Here is a 21,237-nt window from a genome sequence, read left to right as displayed (position 1 = left end):
CCTGCCAGTTCCACACCCTTACCACTGTGCGACGTCAAGAAAGCGTTCGTCATCGAGCAGGTCGACGGCAGAAAAGACTTTCCAGACTTCCTCGTTGCGTTCGTAGCCGCCTGTGACAAACGGTCGAACGTTTTCAGGTACACCTTCCGGTGAGTCCTTGAAACTGTCTGATGCGAAGTACTGCATGCCCAGCACGTTATCGACCACCAATCCGCTGAAAATGTCTCCCTCTTCGACCACGAGCACGCGTCGTTCACGCAGACTGCGCGACGAGCGGGGGATGTCGAAGAAGCTGGCGAGATCAACCAGGGGGAGGAGGCGACCACGGACGTTGGCGGCACCGAGAAGAAAGGGACGAACCCCCGGAATGTGGGTAAACCGGGGGACATGGAGAATTTCTGTGACTTCGCCCATGGGCGCCACATAACGCTCACCGGCCAGAACAAATCCAATGCCGTTCCACAGCTCAACGGCTTGCTGCTGCTCCGGCAAGCCAGCCGCCATGGACCGGCTGCGCTGGGCGATATCCGTCAGAACGGCATAGGGGGCGGTCTGGGCGGACATGCTTACTCCACGGTTGGGGATCAGGCAATCAGACTGTTGATTGTTTTGATCAGATCGTCTTCGTTAACCGGCTTGACCAGATAACCTTTGGCGCCCTGACGGGTACCCCAGACACGGTCAGTTTCCTGATCCTTGGTGGTGACAATCACCACGGGAATGGAAGCGGTCTCCGGAGCGCGGGTCAGCTGGCGGGTTGCCTGGAACCCGTTCAGGCCAGGCATGACTACATCCATCAGCACCAGGTCCGGCGTTTCGGCTCGGGCTTTGGCAACACCGTCTGCGCCGTTGTCGGCGGTCAGAACTTCGTGCTGGTGCTTTTCCAGAATGGTGGAGATCTTCTTCACCTCGGTGGGGGAGTCGTCAACAATGAGAATGCGAGCCATGGGTTCCTCGATGGTTCTGGGTTTCAGCAGGTTTACTGTTCCGCCTGGGGGACATACTGGCGGATAGTGTTAAGCAGCTCATCCTTGCTGAACGGTTTGGTCAGGTACTGGTCGGAGCCGACAATACGGCCCTTCGCCTTGTCGAACAGGCCGTCCTTGCTGGAGAGCATAATAACCGGCGTCTTCTTAAAAGAGGAATTGTTCTTGATGAGTGCGCAGGTCTGGTAGCCATCCAATCGGGGCATCATGATATCGACAAAAATGATGTCCGGCTGGGAATCGGCAATCTTGGCCAGAGCGTCAAAGCCGTCAGTTGCGGTGATGACCTCACAGCCGACCTTTTTCAGAAGGGTTTCTGCGGTGCGACGAATGGTTTTACTATCGTCGATCACCATGATCTTCAGATTCTCGAAGTTGTCATCCATTGTCCAACTGCCTTGCGCTCAGCGACTGTCATTATTTTCAAACGGGGATTTTTAACACAAACGTTAAGGTTGTTCTATAAACCCCGCTTATTTATAGAGTATCAATGGCTGGATAAAAAGTATTACTTTGTGACCAAATGTACTTGTGCCTGCAACTTCACGTAATCGGCTGAGGATTTCTGCGGATGCATTCGGGGCTCGGGTACAATACCATTCAATGTCTCAGCATAGCACTTATCATCCGGCTCACTCTGCTGACCGGTTCGTGTTTTTAACCCTTGGAGCTCAAGAGACACTATGACAGTCCGACTCGGGATCGTGATGGATCCGATTGAGGATATCCATTTCAAGAAAGACAGTTCCCTGGCGATGTTGCTGGCGGCGCAGAAACGCGGCTGGGAGATCGAGTACATGGAGCTGCCGGACATGTATCTGGATGGCGGCAAGGCCATGGCTCACACCCGGGACCTGACGGTGCACATGGACCCGGAGAACTGGTACAGCTTCGGCCCAAGCCAGGACCGGGCCCTGGGTGAGCTGGACGTGATTCTGATGCGCAAGGATCCGCCGGTGGACCGGGAATTTCTGATGGCGACCTACATTCTCGAGGCGGCCGAGCAGCAGGGCGCACTGGTGGTCAATCCAGCGGCCACCCTGAGGGACTGCAACGAGAAGCTGTTTGCCGCCCAGTTCGAGGATCTCACGCCGCCGTTGCTGGTCAGTCGGTCGGCCACCCGGTTTCGGGAATTCTACGCCCGGCATGGCGATGTCATCATGAAGCCCGTCGATGGCATGGGCGGGCATTCCATTTTTCGCATCAAGGAAAATGACTTCAACCTGGGCGTAATTATCGAGACGCTCACCAACTATGGCCAGCATCAGGCCATGGCCCAGAAATACATCCCGGAAATCGCGGACGGCGATAAGCGCATCCTTCTGATTGAAGGTGAGCCCGTGCCCTATTCCCTTGCGCGTATTCCTTCCCAGGGCGAAAATCGCGGCAACCTGGCAGCAGGTGGCCGGGGCGAAGGCCGTGAACTGACGCCCCGTGATCGGGAGATCTGTAAACGGGTTGCACCGGTGATCAAGGAAAAAGGGCTAATGTTTGTCGGTCTGGACGTCATTGGTGACTATCTCACGGAAATTAACGTAACCAGCCCCACGTGCATCCGGGAACTCGATACCGCGTTCGGGATCGATATTGCCGGTAAGCTGATGGAGGCAGTCGCCCGCCGTCTGGATGGGCGCAAGCGGGCCTAATGCCCGCCTCGGGGCCAACGATTTAACCAGGATCAGGAATGGCAGTTCAGGTAAGCGACTTCGACCGGTTTTCCTTTACCCTCTTTATGGCACTGGCGTTCCACGCCATGGTCGTGCTGGGTATAACCTTCGCACCGGAGTCGCCGCGTTCCTCGGCTCAGACCATGGAAATCACCCTGTCGCAGTTTGAAGACGAAGAAGCGCCTGAAGAGGCCGATTTCCTGGCTCAAACCAATCAGAAGGGCAGCGGCAGTGAAGAGCAGGCCCGGGAAATGACGACCCCGCAGCCGGCAGAGGTCAGTCAGCCCAAGGTTGCCCAGGTACAGCCCGAGCCTCCGTCCCAGACCGCGCCCCAGCCCCGCCAGGAAAAGCAGGTGGTGCAGACCCAAAGCAGCGCCCGCGAGAAAGTCCAGAAACCCAAGGAGCGCACGGAACCGGTGGAAAAGCCGGCCCCGGTCCGCAACAAGAAAAGCCTGATGGAGCGCAGCCTGGAAATCGCCAGTCTGGAGGCGCGCTTTGATGCCCAACAGCAGGCCTACGCCCGGAAGCCCCGGGTGATGCGGGTGACCGCCGCGTCCACGCTGAAATCCACAAATGCCTGGTACGTGCAGAACTGGGTCAGCAAGGTCACGCGGGTCGGCAACATCAATTATCCGACCGAAGCACGGCGTTCCGGTATTTATGGCACGCTGCGAATGCTGGTTTCCCTCAAGAAAGATGGCACAATCAAGGAAGTGGCCGTTCTGCAGTCTTCCGGCAGTACGGTACTCGATGACGCCGCCATCCGTATCGTCCGAATGGCGGCACCGTTTGCACCGTTCCCGGACGAGATGCGGGAAAATGTGGACGAATTGGAAATCATACGAACCTGGTCTTTCCAGCGGCGGGGGCTGACATCCGGATGACAGCATCAAAGCACTCTCCCCACAGCTTGCGACATCATTTCCTGGTGGCGTCCCCCTATCTGGCGGACCCACGGTTTCATGGTGGGGTCATCTATCTGTGCGAACACTCCGACGAGGGCGCACTCGGATTGATGATCAACCAACCCCTGGATATCCACCTCGGGGAAATCCTGGAGCAGCTCGATATGCATGGCGGTGAACTGGATCTTCCGGTCTTCAGCGGAGGTCCTGTCGAGCCCGAACGAGGGTTTGTCCTGCACCCGCCGGGAACCAGTTGGCAGAATACCGCTCAGGTGACCGACGACGTGCTGCTCACCACGTCCCGGGACATTCTGGCCGGTATTGGTAAAAGTGAAGGACCTGAGGAGTTCCTCGTGGCGCTGGGTTACTCCGGCTGGAGCGAGGGTCAGCTCGAGCAGGAGCTGGGAAGCAACTCCTGGCTGACCTGTCCTGCGTCCTCCGACATTCTGTTCCGAACGCCCTGGGAGGATCGCTACAAGGCGGTGCTCAAGAAAATTGGCGTTGATCTGAACCAGCTAAGCGAGTCCATTGGTCATGCCTGAGAAGGGCAACCGACGGGTCCTGGCCTTTGATTACGGAACTCGACGAATCGGTGTGGCATCCGGTCAGGAGATTCTGGGCACCGGACAACCGGTGGCCATGATACCTGCCCGGGACGGCATTCCCGACTGGAGCCAGTTGGAGGCACTGTTGCAGGAGTGGCGCCCGGATCTGGTTGTGGTGGGACTGCCGTTGAATATGGACGATTCCGAGAACGAAATGTGTGCCCGGGCCCGGAAGTTCGGCAACCGCCTGCACGGGCGCTACCATGTACCGGTGGAAATGGTGGACGAGCGTCTCACCAGCTTCGAAGCCAAGGGCGATGTGATGGCCGCCGGAGGCAGCCGGGATTTTGGTCGCCATGGAGTCGATGACCGGGCCGCGGTCCTGATTCTGGAAACCTGGTTTGGTCTACAGGACGAGCGCGCCGGCGAGTGACCGATACCGGCTCTTAAGACAGCGAGGAAGTAATGACCGCACTGCTTGATATGGATCAGTTGCTGAACGAACTGGAAGCTGGCCTGCGCCGGGTGCTGGAAGACCGTGGCGTGGAGAAGCCGGCTTTGATCGGTATTCGTACCGGCGGGGTCTGGCTCGCGGATGTCCTCAGCAAGCGTCTGGGGCTGGAGGAACCGTTCGGCGAGCTGGACATCTCCTTCTACCGAGACGATTTCAGCCGCATCGGATTGAACCCGAAGGTGAAGCCGTCCAGTCTGCCCTTCGATACCGAAGGTCGGGACATCATCCTGATTGACGATGTCATCATGAGCGGGCGGACCATTCGGGCCGCGATGAATGAAATTTTCGATTATGGCCGTCCAGCCAGTATCATATTGGCCACTCTTATTGATCTCGGTGCCCGGGAACTGCCTATCCAGCCCGATGTGACTGGCCGGAGCCTGGCCCTGGAATCGCACCAGCGGGTCAAGCTGCGCGGCCCTGAGCCCCTGCACATCGAGTTTCAGGAAACCGGGCACTGATTCGGCAATAAAAACACCGCAGAACGGCAAACAGGCGACCCATGACCGCAAACGACCCTTCCCCGAACCACTTGCAGCTGACCCGGGACGGTCAGTTGCGGCATTTTCTGACTTTGGACGGACTCGACCGAGCGTTGCTCACGGACATTCTGGATACAGCCGATTCGTTCATCGAAGTGGGGGAGCGCACCATCAAGAAGGTGCCCTTGTTGCGGGGGCGGACGGTGGTCAACCTGTTCTTCGAATCCAGCACCCGAACCCGGAGCACCTTTGAGCTGGCGGCCAAGCGGCTGTCGGCTGACGTGCTCAACCTGGACATCAGCACGTCCGCCACCTCCAAGGGCGAATCGCTCTCCGATACCTTGCTGAACCTGGAAGCCATGGCCAGTGACATGTTCGTGGTACGCCATTCCCAGAGCGGCGCTCCCCATTTCATCGCCGAGAGCGTGACCCCGGGCGTGGCCATCATCAACGCCGGGGACGGCCGTCACGCGCACCCGACCCAGGCGATGCTGGATATGCTCACCATTCGTCAGCACAAGGGCCGCTTTGAGGGGCTGAAAGTGGCTATCGTGGGGGATGTCCTGCACTCGCGGGTGGCTCGCTCGCAGATTCGGGCGCTGAATGTGCTTGGGGTCGACGAGGTCCGGGTGATTGCGCCGGGTACCCTGCTGCCGAAGGATGTGGAGAGTCTCGGCTGTACCGTGGAGTATGACATGGCAAGGGGCATGAAGGATCTGGATGTGGTCATCATGTTGCGGCTGCAGAAAGAGCGCATGGAGGGCGCGTTGCTGCCCAGTGAACGCGAGTTCTACCGCCTGTACGGGCTGAACCAGGACAAGCTGTCACTGGCCCAGCCCGATTGCATCGTGATGCACCCGGGTCCGATCAACCGTGGCGTTGAAATTGAGTCGGCGGTGGCGGACGGCCCCCAGTCGGTGATTCTCAATCAGGTAACCAACGGCATTGCCGTCCGGATGGCGGTGATGTCCATGGCCATGGGCGGGCAGGTTGCCGAGCGTCAACAGAAACAGAGCAAGGGGGCGCAGGCATGAGCATAACGGAAGCAACCAGCGGCGCCAGTCTGAAGATCGTGGGTGGCCGTCTCCTGGATGGCCAGGGCGGTGAGATGGCCAACACCGCGCTGCTGATCCGGGACGGCAGAATTGCCGGCCTTGGTGAGGCCGCGAGCCAGGTCAGCGCCGATGAAACCCTGAATGCCGACGGCTGGGTCATCGCGCCCGGCTTTATCGATCTGCACTGCAACCTTCGCGAGCCGGGTAATGGGCAAAAGGGCAACATCGCCTCGGAAACCCGTGCCGCCGCTCACGGCGGATTCACCACCGTCTGTGCCTCACCGGAAACCTCGCCGGTCAATGATTCCGGCGCCGTCACCCATCTGATCCGGGATGTGGCGGCCAGTCGTTCCCCCATTCATGTCCTGCCGGTTGGCGCCGTCACCCGGGGCCTGGAAGGCGAACTGCTCAGTGATATGGCCGGACTGGCTGCCGCCGGTTGCGTTGCCGTTGGCAACGGCGCCAGAGGGGTGCGCAATTCCCGCATCCTGCGCCGGTGCATGGCCTATGCCCAGACCTTTGGACTGACGGTCATGTTCAGTCCAGAGAACCAGGCCCTGGCCGCGGACGGCTATGCCCACGACGGCCTGGTGACCTCCCGCCTGGGCCTGCTGGGGATACCGGAAGTGGCGGAAACCACGGCGGTCATGGAGATGATCCTGCTGGCAGAGGAAACCGGTGCGCGCCTGCACCTGAGCCAGCTCTCGTGCGCCCGCAGTGTCGAAATGCTGGCCGAGGCCCGCCGCCGGGGCATTGCGGTCACTGCTGATGTCGCCATGCACCAGCTGTTATTCACGGAAGAGGCCCTGGCCGGCTTTGACAGCCGCTTCCATGTACGTCCGCCGCTGCGTAGCGAACGGGACCGCAAGGCCCTGATTGCCGGCATTCGCGAAGGGGTCATCGATGCCATTGTCAGTCAGCACCAGCCTCATGACTCCGCCGCCAAGCAAGCTCCCCTGGCGGCCACTGAACCGGGCCTTTCCACAGTGGAAAGCGTGCTGTCACTGGGGCTTGAACTGGTGGAGCGCAACGAACTGAGTCTGTCCGAGCTGGTGCGTGCGCTGACAGCAGGGCCGGCCTCGGTACTGGGCCGACAGGCGCGGGTGGCGGAGGGCGAAATGGCCGACCTGTGCCTGTTTGATCCGAAGCAACGCTGGACGCCGGATCACACCACGCTGGTCTCGGTCGGGCGCCATGCTCCGATCGCCGGGCGTGAATTGCCGGGCGTTGTTCGTCTCACCCTGGCCGCAGGCAAAGTGGCCTGGCAGCAGCCGGCCAACTGATTACCGGTTGTGGTCAAAATGCGGCAGAGGTGGCGGAACCTCTGTCGACACCATCACAGAATCCCCCCGTATTGCTGAAAAGCCCTTGATGACAGGCACCTGTGCCAACGTATTCTAATAGGTGACGGCCTAACGTCGGCCAAGGAAAGCGGGTCAATCGATACACATGGACGTATCAGGATCCGACAATAATAAATCAGGAGTCATCCCGTGAAATCAGCAACTTTCCCGAAACGGGTGGCCATGGCTGCCACCCTCTGTGCCAGTCTTCTGTTCCCCTCCCTGAGCCAGGCGCAGAATGAGCCGCTGGAACGCAGTTTCTGCGTTTTCGATCCGGTGGGCGCCAATGGCCCCCTGTTCGCCATCACCAAAACCTTCCAGCCCGTTGCCCTGAAACAGGGGATCAAGCTGAATCTGCGTGCCTACACCGATGAAAAGGTTGCGGCTGAAGATTTCAAAGCGGGGCAATGCGATGCGGTCCTGCTGACCGGTACCCGCGCCCGCGAGTTCAACAAATTCACCGGCAGCCTGGAAGCAATGGGCGCGGTCCCCGGAGAACAGGAGATGCGTCTTCTGTACAACACCCTCAGTCAGGCCAAGGCCCGGCCGTTCCTGATCGACGGTCCCTACGAAGTGGCAGGGGTTTTCCCGGGTGGCGCCATTTACCTGCATACCCGAGACCGCAGTATTGATTCGGTGGAAAAACTGCAGGGCAAGCGCATTGCGACCCTGGATTATGACCAGGCCTCCGTGCGCATGGTTCGGCACGTGGGAGCGTCAGTGGTGGGCTCCAATTCCGCCAATTTTGCGGGCAAGTTCAACAATGGCAGTGTCGATCTGGCGTACGCGCCGGCTGTTGCCTACACACCGCTGGAACTCTACAAAGGCGTTGAACCTGACGGCGCCGTGGTGAAATACGCCATTGGTTACATGAACTTCCAGGTCATTATTCACCGCGATCGTTTTCCCGACGAGGCGGCCCAGATGGTGCGGAACGAATCGATCAAGCGTATTGACGAGGCGTACGAAATCATCGCCCAGGCCGAAGCGGAAATTCCCAGGGATGTGTGGATGAATCTGCCTCAGGAAGACACCGCTGAGTACGACAAGATGCTACGCAAGGTGCGTCTGTCGCTGCTGGATGATGGGGTGTTTGACGAACGGGCAATCAAGCTGATGAAGGCGATCCGCTGCCGGGTGGATGCTACGCGTTCGGAGTGTGCTTCCTGATATCGCTGCGCAGTTAATGACGGGCCCGCTGAATGCGGGCCCGTTTGGCTCAGCCAATCTGTTCCTTGAGAGCCTTGCCGGCTTTAAAGCCAACCGTTTTGCTTGCGGGGATCCGGATGGTGGCGCCTGTTTGCGGGTTTCTGCCATCCCTCGCTTCCCGGGCGCGGATGTTGAAGGTGCCAAATCCGATCAGGGTGACATCTTCGCCTCGGGAAGCAGCCGCTGATACCTGGTCGGTAAAGGCGGTAATGACCTCGGCGGCCTTCTCGCGAGTGAGGCCGGTTCGATCAGCGATTGCAGCAGCGAGTTCGGGTTTGCGCATCGGGTACTCCTTTTTTTATTTCTGTTTTTTTGTATGAGTGCTGGCCGCAGGCCCATCGCCTTGCGGTTGCTTCCATCTATAGTGGCTTGGCGCTCATTGTGCAAACCACCGGGGAGCAGATAAGTGTGGTCATTGGCGTCATTTGCGGCGTCGGTCTCATAAAAACGGGATCTTGTAGGCCATAATGCGGATCTGGTTACAGACTGTAACAAATGTCGGTCGGTGATAAAGCAAGGCTGAATGGTGGCGCGACGAGCCCGGATAGCCCGAGAATAAAAAGCTGAAGGTGAAGTAGCTATGACACAGTCCCCGAATCCCTCCCTGAACCAACCCACCGCATGGCCCCGGCTGAAGGCACTGGCGACTGCGCTGATGGCGAGTGCCCTGTTAAGTGGCTGTGGTGTGGTCAACAATATGATTTACAAGACCACCGGCGACGTGATGCAGGGCTTCTCCCGGGATCACACGGTGCCTTACCTGATGGAGAGCAGCGATCTGGCCATGGGGTGCGCCATGAGCGAGGCCACCGCGCCCCTTTTGATGTCCTTTGGCCGGGTCACCTCGGAACCGGATCAACTGGCCGTGATGCTCTACCTCTCCGCCGGTGGCTGTGCCGAGGAAAAGGCCCGGGAATTTGAGTTGGATGGACTGGCGGCGATGCATGCAATGAACGCCAACGAAGCCGAAGACGCCCTGATCCGTCAGAAGCGAGCCTATGTCCTGGCTTCCGAGCGCTATTTCAAAAGCTGGAAGCACCATAACGCCTACTACGGCGAGCCCGGAACCGGTGAGTGTCCGGACTTTGAGGATGACAAGGACGAATTTATCTACATGGCGGGCCTGCTTTCGGGCCTGCAGGCGTTGAACGCACAGATCCAGTCCACTTCATCAATCGGCGTGCCTGCAAATGTCGGTTCGATCGTGGCCCGGGCCACCAGTTGTCTTGAGAACGATAAATGGTGGGGGGCGCCCATGGCACTGAGGGCAACTGTCTGGGCCATGATTCCCGGCGCACAGCCCCAGGGCGAAGATGCTTTTGAGCGTCTTGCCATTGCTGACGAGCAGGGCGAGGCCGCCGGCGTTCGTCTGCCGCACGTGTTCCATGCCATCGCTGCCATTAACAAGGGCGATCAGGACATGGTCAAGAGCGTAATCCGGGAGCATGCCCGGTCGCTGGAAGAAACGCCCGCCGATGCTGACTGGCGCTTTGTCGATGCCATGGCCACCAACATGATCGTCGCCATTTCCGACCGGATGTGGGTCGAGAATACCGGTCACCGAACGCCACTGGGTCAGCTTGGTACCTTCTGGGATGACCAGCGGGAAGAGGTGGAAACCATGAACCTGGACGATCTGCTGTAAGAATCCCATGTCCCAGAATGTCGCTGTATCCAAGGTAGGTTTTCATCGTAGCAGGCTGGAGTGGTTCTCCTCCCTTCCCGCCTGCCTGTTGCTGTTGGCGGTTGTTATCTTCTCCACGAGCAGTGACATCCATAACCAGATGCTGCGGGGTGGTGAACAGCTCTGGAGTGGTTACTACAAGTTGCGCATGGACCCGGTGTCGCCCACCTGCAATCCCAATCGCGACGTCGATGCCGCGGTTGCAGCCGAACTGGCGGAGACACCGGCCGACGATGATCCCATGGCCGCTCTGCTGGGCGCTGCTGAGGAGAAGGATCCCGCGGATGTCCGGCTGGCCATCGAGCGCGCCCTGGCCGACTGCCGGGCTGCCCACGCCAGTTATGAGAGCCTGCAAGGGCAGCTGACGCCCGGGGTAAAAGCTTACCGGGCGGCAGAACTGTTTATTGCCGATTTGATTGCCTTTGGGCTGTCTTCCCAGCGCTACATACTGGTGATTCTCGTGATGCTGTGTGCGGTCACCGCCACACTGACCCGTCATCACATTGCCATGCGCGCCATGGAAACCCGCCTCGACTACACCGTTTCCCACACCCTGCAAACCATAGCCAATGCGATGTTGCTCGGTTCCAGCGTCATTTTCCGCCAGTCGACGCTGGGGGCAGAGACCTCGGTGTCGTCCGAGGAATTATTGCTGCACAACTTCTGGATAACGGGGTTCGCCTGTCTGACCCTGGCGAGCCTGTACCGGCTGATCCGGGTGCCGGAGGACCTCCCTGACGGCGGCAGTTTGAACAAGGCGTTCCTGGCGGTGCCGCTGTACACCGTAATGTGCCTGATTTCCGGTACCTACTTTGCGCTGATTGGTCATGCCTCGGGTATTGGCATATACCTGGGAAAAATGATGGAACTAGCGGACATGTTCCTGAACGTCGGGCTGTATGTTTGGGTGGGCATGATGCTCAAGCAGACACGCCTGGCGACCCTGGTGTTCAATGTGTTCCGGCCCTGGCGCATGCCGCCGGAAATGCTGGCGGTTGTGGCGGTGTTGGTGGCCGCCATTCCAACCGCGTACACCGGCGCTTCCGGCATTTTCGTGATTGCAGCCGGTGCCGTGATCTACAGTGAGCTGCGGGCAGCCGGTGCGCGCCGTCAGTTGGCTCTGGCGGCCACAGCCATGTCGGGATCCCTGGGCGTGGTTCTGCGCCCGTGCCTGCTGGTGGTAGTGATTGCCTACCTGAACCGGGAAGTAACCACCGACGAACTGTTTGGCTGGGGTATCTGGGTGTTTGTCCTGACCGCCACCATGTTCACGCTGGTGGCGCTGGCGGTGAACCGGCAGAGCCGTTTTGATCTGGCGCCGTCGTCGGTGGCGTTCCCGGCCATGATCCGGGAGCTCAGGCCACTGGTTCCCTACGTATTGGTGATTGCCGCGGTCGTCCTGATGTACCGTTTCGCGCTGGACGTGAGCATGGATGAATTCTCCGCGCCACGTCTGCTACCGGTCATCATGCTGGCCATTCTGGTTTATGAGCACGTCAGCCTCAAGAGCTCCCACGGCAAGGCTTCCGGCGAACTCAACCATCAGGGCCTTGAACGAAGCCTCCGTGGGGCCACTAACGATACCACTGCCGAAATCGGGGCGTTGCTCCTGCTACTGGGCCTTTCAGTCAGCATTGGCGGCGTCATCGAGCGATCCCACATCATGCAGAGCTTCCCCCAGGCATTCGACAGTGCCTGGTCGGCCATGCTCCTGATGGTGGTGATACTGGTCATTCTCGGTATGATCATGGATGCTTTTGGTGCTGTGATTCTGGTGACAGCCACCGTGGCCACCATTGCCTATAGCAGTGGGATCCACCCCGTCCATTTCTGGATGGTTACCCTCGTTGCCTTTGAACTCGGGTATCTGAGCCCGCCAGTGGCCCTGAACCACCTGCTCACCCGGCAGGTTGTGGGTGAGGCGGAAGTCATGGCAGCGCAGCAGGAATCCGGAACCTTCTATCAGCGTCACGAGCGCATTATCATGCCGCTCATCGCAATGGGGATCTCGCTGCTGGTGGTGGCCTTTGTGCCATTGATGTTCTACGCCTGAGGGGGCTTGACTGGCGCCAGCGTTGCCACCGATCAGAATTTCTGGGCGCTGAGAACGTGGACAGGTACCTGGAACTCAACCATGCCGCTATCGGTGCAAAAGGGTTCAAGGGCGGCTTCAGCCTCCTCAACGACGGCATTGATGGTGGGTTCATCCAGATGGATATCGGCAAACGGAAACCAGCCCTTGATGTCGGCGAGCGCCATTTCCCGGACCCCGGGAAAGCGAGCGGTGGTTTCCAGCGTTCTGATGTCGGGTGCACTGATACCCGCACTGGCGAACAATGCCGAGAGTCGTCGGGTGTCGCCCAGCGCAAAGGGACCACGGAGTGCTTCACCGACCGCAGGGTCGACCATACGACCAAATACCGTCGACATTGCCTCGTACGCCGGTACGCGGTTGATCGAGTCAAACACTGCGACTACCAATCGGCCCTTGGGCCGTAGAACCCGATACATTTCCTGCAAAGCAAGCGTAGGGGAAGGGAACAGCATCAGCCCGAATTGGCTGACGACAACATCAAAAGACCGGTCTTTGAAGGGAAGCGCCTCTGCATCACCCTTCTGCCAGTCGATGCCCGGCGCTTTGCGTTGCGCCACGGCGAGCATGCCGGGGTTGAGATCCAGGCCAGTGACCGAGCCCAGGTTTTCGTACTGCCTTGTAATTGCTCGGGCGAGGATGCCTGTACCGCAGGCCACGTCGAGAACATCCTGTCCCGTGTGGACTTTAGCTGCCTCCGCCAGGTGCTTCGCGACATCCTGGAACAGAGCAGGCACGAGCCTCTCCTCGTAGGCCTTTGCCGTCTCTTCAGGTTCCGGTCTGCGCGAATGTTCCATGCCCGTCTCCTTATCCGAGACACGACATCAAAACGTGCATTCAGAATAACCTTTTATTCCACACCCAAATATTAGACAGATCGGAGGGTTTCCGGTTCCAGACAAGGCACCAAAGGTGCCGGGCTTTAGCGGTTGCCCCACATTCGGGAAACCGCGGCATCCGTCCCCAGAGTTCCAACGATTAACGAGAGACCGCCAATGCCCAGAAAGACCAGGACCGGAACAAGCGCGCCAAGCTGCCCTGTAAAGACCAGTGCGGCCGCTGAAACCGTCGAGAGCGTCAGGAACAGCGCGCCCACCACGTTGAGGATGGTTCGGTGAGAGGCTTTGTAATTGGGACCAACATCCCCTGACTCCAGCGGCTTGAGTATTGGCGAGCAAAGCTGTCGAAGGGTTTCTTTCATAGCATCACCGTGTTTTGAAATAATGAAGAAGCTGTCCGGCAATGTTCCACTGTGCCATAAACCTGCAGCCCAAGGGTATCGCCAGCTGTTCACTGATTGTGCTCGCCGCGTCGGATGTTCGCTGGCCATGAAAAAAGCGCCGGGCTCTCGCCGGGCGCTTTTCGGAATCAGACTCGGCCTCAGAGCTTCGGGCCAGCCTCAACAATCGCGTCAGAAACGTCGAACTTCTTGAAGTTGTCGACGAACTGGGCAATCAGCTCTTCCGCCTTGCCGTCGTAATAGTCCGGGCTTACCCAGGTATTGCGCGGGTTCAACAACGCGGAATCTACGCCCGGTACGTGCTTGGGAACGTCCAGGTTCAGCGCCGGCAGATGCTCGGTTTCTGCGTCATCGAGATCGCCGTTCTGGATCGCGGCAATGATCGCCCGCGTAGTCGGGATGCTGAATCGGCTGCCTTCGCCGTAAGGTCCGCCGGTCCAGCCGGTGTTGACCAGGAACACCTTGCTGCCGAATTCGTCCATCCGCTTCATCAGAAGCTCTGCGTAGACGCCGGCCGGACGCGGGAAGAACGGGGCGCCGAAGCAGGTGGAGAACGTGGACTTCAGCTTGGAGGACGAGCCCATCTCGGTGGAGCCCACCAGAGCGGTGTAACCGCTCAGGAAGTGGTAGGCCGCTGCTTCCTTGGACAAAATGGACACGGGAGGCAGTACGCCGGTCATGTCGCAGGTCAGGAAGACAATGTGTGACGGCTCACCGGCCCGGTTTTCGAGCACGCGCTTCTCGACGTGTTCGAGCGGGTAGGCGCAGCGGGAGTTCTCCGTGAGGGAGACGTCGGTGTAATCCGGCTCGCGGGTCTCCGGGTCGATGGCTACATTCTCAACGATCGCACCGAACCGGATGGCGTCCCAGATGATCGGCTCGTTCTTCCGGGAAAGATCAATGCACTTGGCGTAGCAGCCGCCTTCAATGTTGAAGACTGTGCCCGGGCCCCAGCCATGCTCATCGTCACCGATCAGGAAGCGGTGCGGATCCGCGGAGAGGGTGGTCTTTCCGGTGCCGGAGAGACCGAAAAACAGGCAGGTCTGGCCGTCTTCACCGACATTGGCCGAGCAGTGCATGGGCAGCACGTCTTTCTCGGGCAACAGGAAGTTCTGCACGGAGAACATCGCTTTCTTCATTTCGCCCGCGTAATGCATGCCGGCCAGCAGGACCTTGCGTTTGGCGAAGTTGATCATCACGCAGCCGTTGCTGTTGGTGCCGTCACGCTCCGGATCGCACTCAAAGTTGGCGGCGTTCAGAATCTGCCATTCCTGTTTGTCAGACGGATTGTAGCTGTCCGGGCGGATGAACAGGTTACGGCCAAAGAGGTTCTGCCAGGCGGTCTCGGTGGTCATCTTGACTGGCAGATAGTGCTCTGGATCTGAGCCGACGTGGACGTTGGAAACGAACTGGTCTTTTTCGGCGATGTAGGCTTCAACACGATCCCAGAGGGCGTCGAACTTGTCGGCGTCGAATGGGCGGTTGATTGGTCCCCAGTGAATATCGTCGGCGGTACTCGGTTCTTCGACGATATATCGGTCCATGGGAGACCGGCCAGTCCGCTCGCCGGTTTTCACAACCAGTGAGCCGTTGGAAGCCAATTGGCCTTCGTTACGTGCCAGTGCCAGCTCGACCAGTCGTGCTGTACTCAGATCATTATAAGTGTTGCTCACTTCGACCTCGCCCTTGGGAATGTCTTCGTGATTGCTCGGGCCGCCCCCCATTAACTTGGCGGAAATCTGAACAATCGGGTCAATTCAGGCGCGCTATTATGCCAGAGACGCCTATAAAAAACGATAACCTTAACGACCCGTCATGACTGGCTTTCGGGCCATCTGGAAAGCTTCTAGTGTAGCGTATGACCGGTGAAAAGATGGTCAATATCATTTCTATCGAAGCGATAGTGAGCGTGGCAGAACTGGCAGTCCATATCGATCTGGCCTTGCTCGTCGAGGATACTGTAGCACTCATCCTTGCCAATCGCCTCCAGGGCACCCAGGGTACGCTCCCGCGAGCAGCTGCAGCGGAACGCAACGGTTTCCGGATCAAACAGGCGTACGGTTTCCTCGTGGAACAGGCGGTGGAGCACGGTTTCGCTGTCCAGTTCCAGGAGTTCTGACTCTTCAACCGTGCGTGCCAGGTGGTTCACGCGATCCCAGAGGTCATTATCACCGTCGGTGGCGCCGGGAAGGCGCTGGAGCAAGAGCCCGGCTGCACGGTTTTCGTCGGCAAACAGGATCAGACTGGTGGAAATCTGTTCAGAGCGTTCGAAGTATTCCTCAAGGCAGCCGGCCAGGCTGCCCTCCTCCCGGGGAACCACGCCCTGATAACGGTTGCCCCTGTTGGGAGTGATGGTGATGGCCATCCGTCCCTCGCCCAGCAGGTTGTGAAAGTCTTCCTCGCTCATGGCGTGTTCATCGAACCGTGCCAAGCCCCGGATGTGGCGGTCGTGACTGCACTCTGCCATCAGGGTTCGAAGAGGTCCTTCCCCCTGTGCCTGAAGTGACAGGGTGCCTTCAAACTTCAGGGTGCTGCTCATCAGGACACTCGCAACGAGCGCCTCACCGAGCAAATCCCGGATCGATTCGGGGTAGGGTGCCTGGCTGCCGATCTCCCGGTAGCTTTCATCCAGCTGTACCCAGGCGCCCCGGACTTGGCTGTCCTCGAAGATAAAGCGCTGGAATTGGTCACGGGATGCCATGGTGTATCTCCTGAAATAATGCTGACTGCTGAATTCGATTCAATCGCGCACCCCGTGACGGTCGCGGGGCATTCTGAAAGGACTCAGATGTTGTTTTGCTCACGGAAGCGCTGGATGTCTCGACGGTCCTTCTTGGACGGTCGACGCGCTGGTGGTAACTGCGCGGCCTGCATCGTTTTCCGTTGCCAGGCCAGATCTTCGCGTTTTTTTACGCTGTCTTCGGTCTCGTGGTATAGCTTCTGGGCTTCGGGCGCAGCCCGGCGACGATCGCTGATGTCATCAATGATCACCACCTTTTCCTGCCAACCCAGCCGCAGGGTCACTCGGGCACCGGTTTCCACTACCTTGCCGGGTTTGCACCGTTGGCTGTTGTAGTGAACCTTACCGCCTTCGATGGCTTCTTTGGCCAGGGTGCGGGTTTTGTAAAAGCGTGCCGCCCAGAGCCATTTGTCGAGTCTTACACGTTGTTCGTCAGCGGTGGATGCCGTCATGTCTCCTCACCTGATGAGCGTATACTGTGATTATAACCCGCTCACTGGCCGGATGGCACAGATTGGCGCTCACGCAGCGCCGGAAGCAGTTCATCAAAGTGATATATGCCTGGAATCTCCGGATGATGTGCGTTTGCCTCCCGCTGGCTGTCTGGCGCCAAAACGGCAAGGCACTGGGCAATGCCGGCTCTGCGGGCGCTCTCCAGAACCGGGAAACTGTCGTCCACCATGAGGGTTGAGCTGGCCCGGTAGGGCACCCGCTGTTGCAGGTCGTGCCAGAATTCCGGGTGTTCCTTTGCCTTGCCCAAATGATGGCTGGATACGATAGCGTCGACGCGGCCATCCAGTCCGGTGCGTTCGAGTTTCAGTCGAAGTGGATCCGGGTGACAATTGGTGACAATCACCGAGTGCAGGCCGGACGCCTCCAGGGCGTCAAGGAAATCAACGACGTGCGGGCGATAGCCAATGCGGTCGCCGACCTCGGCCTTGAGACCGGTAATATCCAATGCGAGCCGGTCGCTCCAGTAGTCGGTGCAGTACCAGTTCAGGGAGCCGCGTTCGGCCATGATCATGGGGATCAGATGATCTTTCGCAGCCTGAGGTGCAAGGTCGTTTTGCTCGGCGTAACGCCTGGGCAGGTGTTCCAGCCAGAAGTAGTTGTCAAAGTGCAGATCAAGCAGTGTCCCGTCCATATCGAGGAACACAGTGTCGAGGGAAGACCAATCCACCATAACCAAAACAGCCTGAAGAATTTACTTCAGGCTGCCGGAGAAGCCCGGCCTTGGCAAGCCGGGATAGTACGGATCCGGGGCGGATCAGTTGCTGGTCTGTTCGACCGATTCCGGTTTGCGGCCAGTTCGGGAGCAGCCCAGGCAACGTACAAACGTCGCTTTGGCCGGGCCCATGACCAGCACTTCGCCCGCTTCACCGGCGTTGCCGCCCAACAGTGAAAACGGCAGGGATACCAGGTACACGGCACTGCCAATAATGGTGGTGGCAAACAGAACCGGGCGGGCGAAAATGGCATCACCGGTCATGGCCAGGGCCGAGGGGGTTTCGTCCACGGCGCGAGCGTGCCCAACGGAAGAGAATGCCATCAGGCAGGCGGCCAGCGTGGCCATCAATGTGCGGGAAATCTTGCGGGTCATTGTACTGTCTCCTGAACTAATCGGCCCTTGGGGTTCCGGCCGCGCCGGTTTGAGCGCTCAATATACTTGCCCAGTGTAAACGAGGGACATGATTTCTCTGTTAACTATGAATCATATTTACGTATTTTCAAACGGTTTTTCGTTGCAAATTGTGCGTTTGTGCCGAGTTTTACCGCTGACAGCGAGGGCAGTAGACGGTGGAGCGGTTGTTCATGCGAATTTCTTTTAGCGGTCTGAGGCACTCCCGACAGGGCTCATCGGGGCGGCCATACACCAGCAGGGACTGGGCAAAATAGCCGGGTTTGCCGTCGCTATTCACAAAATCCCGCAAGGTGGTTCCGCCCATGAGAATGGCGGCACTGAGGGTTTCGCGGATCGCGTCGGCAAGTCGGTGGTAACGGTCCAGGCTGATGCGCCCGGCCTTTCTTTTGGGGTGGATGCCGGCCTTGTACAGGGCCTCGTTGGCGTAGATGTTGCCCACCCCCACGACCACATGACTGTCCATGATAAAGGCCTTGACGGGTGTCTGTTTGCCTCGGGAGAGGCGGTACAGCAGCGGCCCGTTGAACTCGGGTGACAACGGTTCAGGCCCCAGGCTGGCAATCAGCGGATGGTGCTCCGCCGCATCGGCCCAAAGCCAGCATCCGAAGCGCCGTGGGTCATTGAACCGCAGAGTTACTCCCGAAGCTAAACCCAGTTCAACGTGGTCGTGGGCCAGGGGTGGGGTGTCCTCCGTAATCACGCGCAGGCTGCCGGACATGCCCAGGTGCACGATCACGGTGCCGCCGTCCAGGTTCAGGAACAGATACTTCGCCCGTCGGTCGACAGTGCGGATGATCTGGCCTTCCAGCCGTTGGACCAGATCGTCGGGTACCGGCCAGCGCAAGCTGGGATTGCGAACGGTAACCCGGGTAATGGTCTGGCCCTCGCAATGGGGGGCAATGCCACGTCGCGTGGTTTCAACTTCGGGTAATTCAGGCACTCGGCGGTACTCCGGGCGGAAAACGATCGTTGGTCAGCATGCTGGCCGTGGGGCAATAAACAGACTAAGTGTAATTAGTAACAAATTTGCAGCCAAATGCTGTTGTGGCAGCGAACAGGCGTACGCTAAAGTGACAGGGATGGTTTGTTATTTCAGTCGAAAGTCGAATAATCCCTTTCGTCGTGCCTTTCGAGGTGGTGCAAGCCGCTGAATTGAATTGAGGAATTTATATGTGGTTTAACGGTCTTCTTGACCTGTCGGTGATGCAGCTGATTCTTGTTGCCCTGGGCATGACCCATATCACCATCGTTAGTGTTACGCTTTATTTGCATCGCCATTCGGCCCACAATTCGCTGGACCTGCATCCGGTGCTCAAGCACTTCTTCCGGTTCTGGCTCTGGATGACCACCGCCCAGAACACCAAGGAGTGGACGGCCATCCACCGCAAACACCACGCCAAGTGCGAAACCGAGGAAGATCCCCACAGTCCTGTAGTTCTTGGGATCAGGAAGGTCTTGTTCGAAGGTGCCGAGCTCTACGCCACCGCCGCTACTCCGGAAACCCTGGAGCGTTACGGCCAGCGCACTCCGGAAGACTGGATCGAGCGCAACGTCTACAGCCGTTACAAGATGTTGGGTGTCATGTTGATGGCCGGGCTTGATCTGGCGCTGTTCGGTGTTAACGGCATCTGGATCTGGGCGCTTCAGATGATGTGGATTCCGGTCTGGGCTGCCGGTGTGGTTAATGGTATCGGCCACTGGTTCGGTTACCGTAATTTCGAATGCGCCGACAATGCCCGTAATATTTCACCGCTGGGCATCCTGATTGGCGGCGAGGAGCTGCACAACAACCACCACACCTACCCCAACTCCTCCAAGCTTTCCAGGCGCTGGTACGAATTCGATATCGGCTGGGGCTATATCCGCCTGTTCCAGCTGTTCGGTCTGGCCAAGCCCAAGGGTTATCGTCCGATTGCCCACCACGTGCCGGGCAAGCAGGATGTGGATGTGGAAACGGTGCAGGCCATCGCCAATAACCGGTTTGACATCATGCGGCAGTATCGCAAGCGGGTGATGGAACCGGCTCTGCGGCAGCAGAAGGCACTGATGGACGATGAGATCCGGCCCCGGTATCGCAAGCTGAAACAGCTGCTGTCCCGGGAGGTCTCCCTGATCCATCCGAAGGAGAAGGAGACCCTGGAGTCTGTGCTGGAGCGTAACGCCATGCTTCGCCAGCTGTATGAAAAGAGTCATGAACTTCAGGCGCTATGGCGTCAGCGAGGGCTCAAGCCCCAGGAAAAACTGAATGCGCTGATGAAATGGTGCAGGGAAGCGGAAGCCAGCGGCATCCGTTACCTGGAGGAGTTTGCCGAGCACCTTCGCGCCTACTCCCTCAGGCCTGCCGCCTGATTGAAAACCCCGCTTCGGCGGGGTTTTTTGTGGCTGGAGGGCTCATGCTGCGGCGTTTAGGCAGTAGTCTCCGGCTCGGCGGGCTGCACCCGGAACAGGCAGTAGGTGACCTGACCTGCGGTTTTCTCGCGATGAAGGTGCCAGTGGGCGGGCACCGCCGGTGTGGCAATGTCACTTTCGTGTTCGATGTAAATCCAGCCGCGCGGTTTTAGCCAACCCTGCTCATCCAGCAGTGGAAGAATTCGCTCCAGCCAACCCTGCCGGAATGGCGGGTCCATGAAAATGACGTCGAATGGCGGGCGGTCGCGATGAGTGAGGTAGGTGTCCACGCTGGCACAGACCACCTCTCCTTTATCCGATTTGAGCAGGCGAAGGTTGTCACGAAGGGCCCGGGCAAGGGCCGGGGTGTGGTCGACCAGGGTCGCGCTGCCGGCGCCGCGGGACAGAGCCTCCAGTCCCAGTGCGCCGGAACCGGCAAAAAGGTCAAGGCAGTCGGCCCCGGCAAGCTGGAACGACAGCCAGTTAAACAGGGTTTCACGGGTACGGGCGGGCGTTGGTCGCACGCCACCGGCGTCGGGAAACCGCAGTTTCCGGCTGCGCCAGTCACCACCGATGATGCGCAGCTCGCCTACGCCGGCCCCGGTACGGTCTGCTTCGCGGGAAGGCTTGTTCAAGGGGCCCCGGCTAACGGGTTTTCTGCGCGCCATGGTCTCAACTCCAGAAGCAGTTCGGATTCAGTGTTTCCGGACAGCATCTTAGCTGAAACGCTGCCGGGTGGGATAAT

The 21,237-nt window shown here is 58.9% G+C and carries 24 protein-coding genes; 11 read left to right on the top strand and 13 right to left on the bottom strand.

The window, feature by feature from the left end:
• Positions 1 to 18: 18 nt before the first annotated feature.
• Genes K0B93_RS11205 through pilG form a run of 3 tightly spaced genes read right to left on the bottom strand, consistent with a single transcriptional unit; the run spans position 19 to position 1,372 of the window.
• Positions 19 to 564 carry a chemotaxis protein CheW gene (locus K0B93_RS11205; RefSeq protein WP_219867287.1) on the bottom strand — a complete coding sequence of 182 codons (546 nt, stop codon included), beginning with the start codon at positions 562 to 564 and terminating at the stop codon, positions 19 to 21.
• 20 nt (positions 565 to 584) lie between these two features.
• Positions 585 to 947, bottom strand: a complete 363-nt coding sequence (pilH, locus tag K0B93_RS11200) for a twitching motility response regulator PilH (RefSeq protein WP_008939836.1) — start codon at positions 945 to 947, stop codon at positions 585 to 587.
• Positions 948 to 979: 32 nt separating this feature from the next.
• Entirely contained in the window at positions 980 to 1,372 is a 393-nt protein-coding gene (pilG, locus tag K0B93_RS11195) for a twitching motility response regulator PilG (RefSeq protein WP_008175635.1), read from the bottom strand.
• 297 nt (positions 1,373 to 1,669) lie between these two features.
• On the opposite strand from pilG, the gene gshB reads away from it, so the two are divergent.
• From gshB to K0B93_RS11155, 8 genes are all read left to right on the top strand, one after another.
• On the top strand, positions 1,670 to 2,632 hold the full coding sequence (gene gshB / locus K0B93_RS11190) for a glutathione synthase (protein ID WP_219867286.1): 963 nt from the start codon (positions 1,670 to 1,672) through the stop codon (positions 2,630 to 2,632).
• Positions 2,633 to 2,670: 38 nt separating this feature from the next.
• Positions 2,671 to 3,537, top strand: coding sequence for an energy transducer TonB (locus K0B93_RS11185; protein ID WP_219867285.1), 867 nt, complete (start codon positions 2,671 to 2,673; stop codon positions 3,535 to 3,537).
• Positions 3,534 to 4,100, top strand: a complete 567-nt coding sequence (locus K0B93_RS11180; RefSeq protein ID WP_219867284.1) for a YqgE/AlgH family protein — start codon at positions 3,534 to 3,536, stop codon at positions 4,098 to 4,100. The genes K0B93_RS11185 and K0B93_RS11180 overlap by 4 nt, the downstream gene beginning before the upstream one ends.
• Positions 4,093 to 4,536: a Holliday junction resolvase RuvX gene (gene ruvX / locus K0B93_RS11175; RefSeq protein WP_219867283.1), complete on the top strand. Its 444-nt coding sequence runs from the start codon at positions 4,093 to 4,095 to the stop codon at positions 4,534 to 4,536. Before K0B93_RS11180 ends, ruvX begins: the two co-directional genes overlap by 8 nt.
• A 32-nt stretch (positions 4,537 to 4,568) precedes the next feature.
• Positions 4,569 to 5,078 (top strand): bifunctional pyr operon transcriptional regulator/uracil phosphoribosyltransferase PyrR, encoded by a 510-nt coding sequence (gene pyrR / locus K0B93_RS11170; protein WP_219867282.1) that lies wholly within the window; start codon positions 4,569 to 4,571, stop codon positions 5,076 to 5,078.
• 41 nt (positions 5,079 to 5,119) lie between these two features.
• Positions 5,120 to 6,133 carry an aspartate carbamoyltransferase catalytic subunit gene (locus K0B93_RS11165; protein ID WP_219867281.1) on the top strand — a complete coding sequence of 338 codons (1,014 nt, stop codon included), beginning with the start codon at positions 5,120 to 5,122 and terminating at the stop codon, positions 6,131 to 6,133.
• Positions 6,130 to 7,437, top strand: a complete 1,308-nt coding sequence (locus K0B93_RS11160; protein ID WP_219867280.1) for a dihydroorotase — start codon at positions 6,130 to 6,132, stop codon at positions 7,435 to 7,437. The genes K0B93_RS11165 and K0B93_RS11160 overlap by 4 nt, the downstream gene beginning before the upstream one ends.
• 243 nt (positions 7,438 to 7,680) lie before the next feature.
• Complete coding sequence (locus tag K0B93_RS11155; RefSeq protein WP_228743497.1) at positions 7,681 to 8,667, top strand: putative solute-binding protein; 987 nt, start codon at positions 7,681 to 7,683, stop codon at positions 8,665 to 8,667.
• A 49-nt stretch (positions 8,668 to 8,716) separates the two neighbouring features.
• Here the strand turns inward: K0B93_RS11155 and K0B93_RS11150 are convergent, their stop codons facing one another.
• On the bottom strand, positions 8,717 to 8,989 hold the full coding sequence (locus K0B93_RS11150) for an HU family DNA-binding protein (protein ID WP_219867278.1): 273 nt from the start codon (positions 8,987 to 8,989) through the stop codon (positions 8,717 to 8,719).
• 297 nt (positions 8,990 to 9,286) lie between these two features.
• On the opposite strand from K0B93_RS11150, the gene K0B93_RS11145 reads away from it, so the two are divergent.
• Complete coding sequence (locus tag K0B93_RS11145; protein WP_228743356.1) at positions 9,287 to 10,351, top strand: hypothetical protein; 1,065 nt, start codon at positions 9,287 to 9,289, stop codon at positions 10,349 to 10,351.
• A 7-nt stretch (positions 10,352 to 10,358) separates the two neighbouring features.
• On the top strand, positions 10,359 to 12,443 hold the full coding sequence (locus tag K0B93_RS11140) for a TRAP transporter large permease subunit (protein ID WP_219867277.1): 2,085 nt from the start codon (positions 10,359 to 10,361) through the stop codon (positions 12,441 to 12,443).
• A gap of 32 nt (positions 12,444 to 12,475) precedes the next feature.
• Here the strand turns inward: K0B93_RS11140 and K0B93_RS11135 are convergent, their stop codons facing one another.
• From K0B93_RS11135 to mutM, 8 genes are all read right to left on the bottom strand, one after another.
• Positions 12,476 to 13,279: a class I SAM-dependent methyltransferase gene (locus K0B93_RS11135; protein WP_219867276.1), complete on the bottom strand. Its 804-nt coding sequence runs from the start codon at positions 13,277 to 13,279 to the stop codon at positions 12,476 to 12,478.
• Between the two features lie 125 nt (positions 13,280 to 13,404).
• The gene (locus K0B93_RS11130; protein ID WP_219867275.1) at positions 13,405 to 13,683 is read right to left on the bottom strand and encodes a hypothetical protein; all 279 of its coding nucleotides are present in this window, start codon (positions 13,681 to 13,683) and stop codon (positions 13,405 to 13,407) included.
• A 179-nt stretch (positions 13,684 to 13,862) separates the two neighbouring features.
• Positions 13,863 to 15,395: a phosphoenolpyruvate carboxykinase gene (locus K0B93_RS11125; protein ID WP_219867274.1), complete on the bottom strand. Its 1,533-nt coding sequence runs from the start codon at positions 15,393 to 15,395 to the stop codon at positions 13,863 to 13,865.
• Positions 15,396 to 15,568: 173 nt separating this feature from the next.
• A complete protein-coding gene (gene hslO / locus K0B93_RS11120; protein ID WP_219867273.1) occupies positions 15,569 to 16,423 on the bottom strand; it encodes an Hsp33 family molecular chaperone HslO in 855 nt (284 codons plus the stop codon).
• Positions 16,424 to 16,506: 83 nt separating this feature from the next.
• A complete protein-coding gene (gene hslR / locus K0B93_RS11115) occupies positions 16,507 to 16,914 on the bottom strand; it encodes a ribosome-associated heat shock protein Hsp15 (RefSeq protein WP_219867272.1) in 408 nt (135 codons plus the stop codon).
• A 41-nt stretch (positions 16,915 to 16,955) separates the two neighbouring features.
• A complete protein-coding gene (gene yrfG, locus K0B93_RS11110) occupies positions 16,956 to 17,645 on the bottom strand; it encodes a GMP/IMP nucleotidase (RefSeq protein WP_219867271.1) in 690 nt (229 codons plus the stop codon).
• Between the two features lie 84 nt (positions 17,646 to 17,729).
• Positions 17,730 to 18,062, bottom strand: coding sequence for a hypothetical protein (locus K0B93_RS11105; protein WP_218635932.1), 333 nt, complete (start codon positions 18,060 to 18,062; stop codon positions 17,730 to 17,732).
• 169 nt (positions 18,063 to 18,231) lie between these two features.
• Positions 18,232 to 19,044: a bifunctional DNA-formamidopyrimidine glycosylase/DNA-(apurinic or apyrimidinic site) lyase gene (mutM, locus tag K0B93_RS11100; protein WP_219867270.1), complete on the bottom strand. Its 813-nt coding sequence runs from the start codon at positions 19,042 to 19,044 to the stop codon at positions 18,232 to 18,234.
• Positions 19,045 to 19,274: 230 nt separating this feature from the next.
• Here mutM and K0B93_RS11095 point away from each other — a divergent pair, with 230 nt between their 5' ends.
• Entirely contained in the window at positions 19,275 to 20,453 is a 1,179-nt protein-coding gene (locus K0B93_RS11095; protein WP_219867269.1) for a fatty acid desaturase, read from the top strand.
• Between the two features lie 56 nt (positions 20,454 to 20,509).
• On the opposite strand, the gene rsmD is transcribed toward K0B93_RS11095, so the two are convergent.
• Positions 20,510 to 21,160: a 16S rRNA (guanine(966)-N(2))-methyltransferase RsmD gene (gene rsmD, locus K0B93_RS11090; protein WP_219867268.1), complete on the bottom strand. Its 651-nt coding sequence runs from the start codon at positions 21,158 to 21,160 to the stop codon at positions 20,510 to 20,512.
• Between the last annotated feature and the right edge of the window lie 77 nt (positions 21,161 to 21,237).

This window comes from Marinobacter sp. F4218, from assembly GCF_019443085.1.
In the GTDB taxonomy this organism is placed as follows: Bacteria; Pseudomonadota; Gammaproteobacteria; order Pseudomonadales; family Oleiphilaceae; genus Marinobacter; species Marinobacter albus.
Note: the sequence above shows the minus strand (reverse complement) of the source record. Positions and strands in the feature narration are given on the sequence as shown.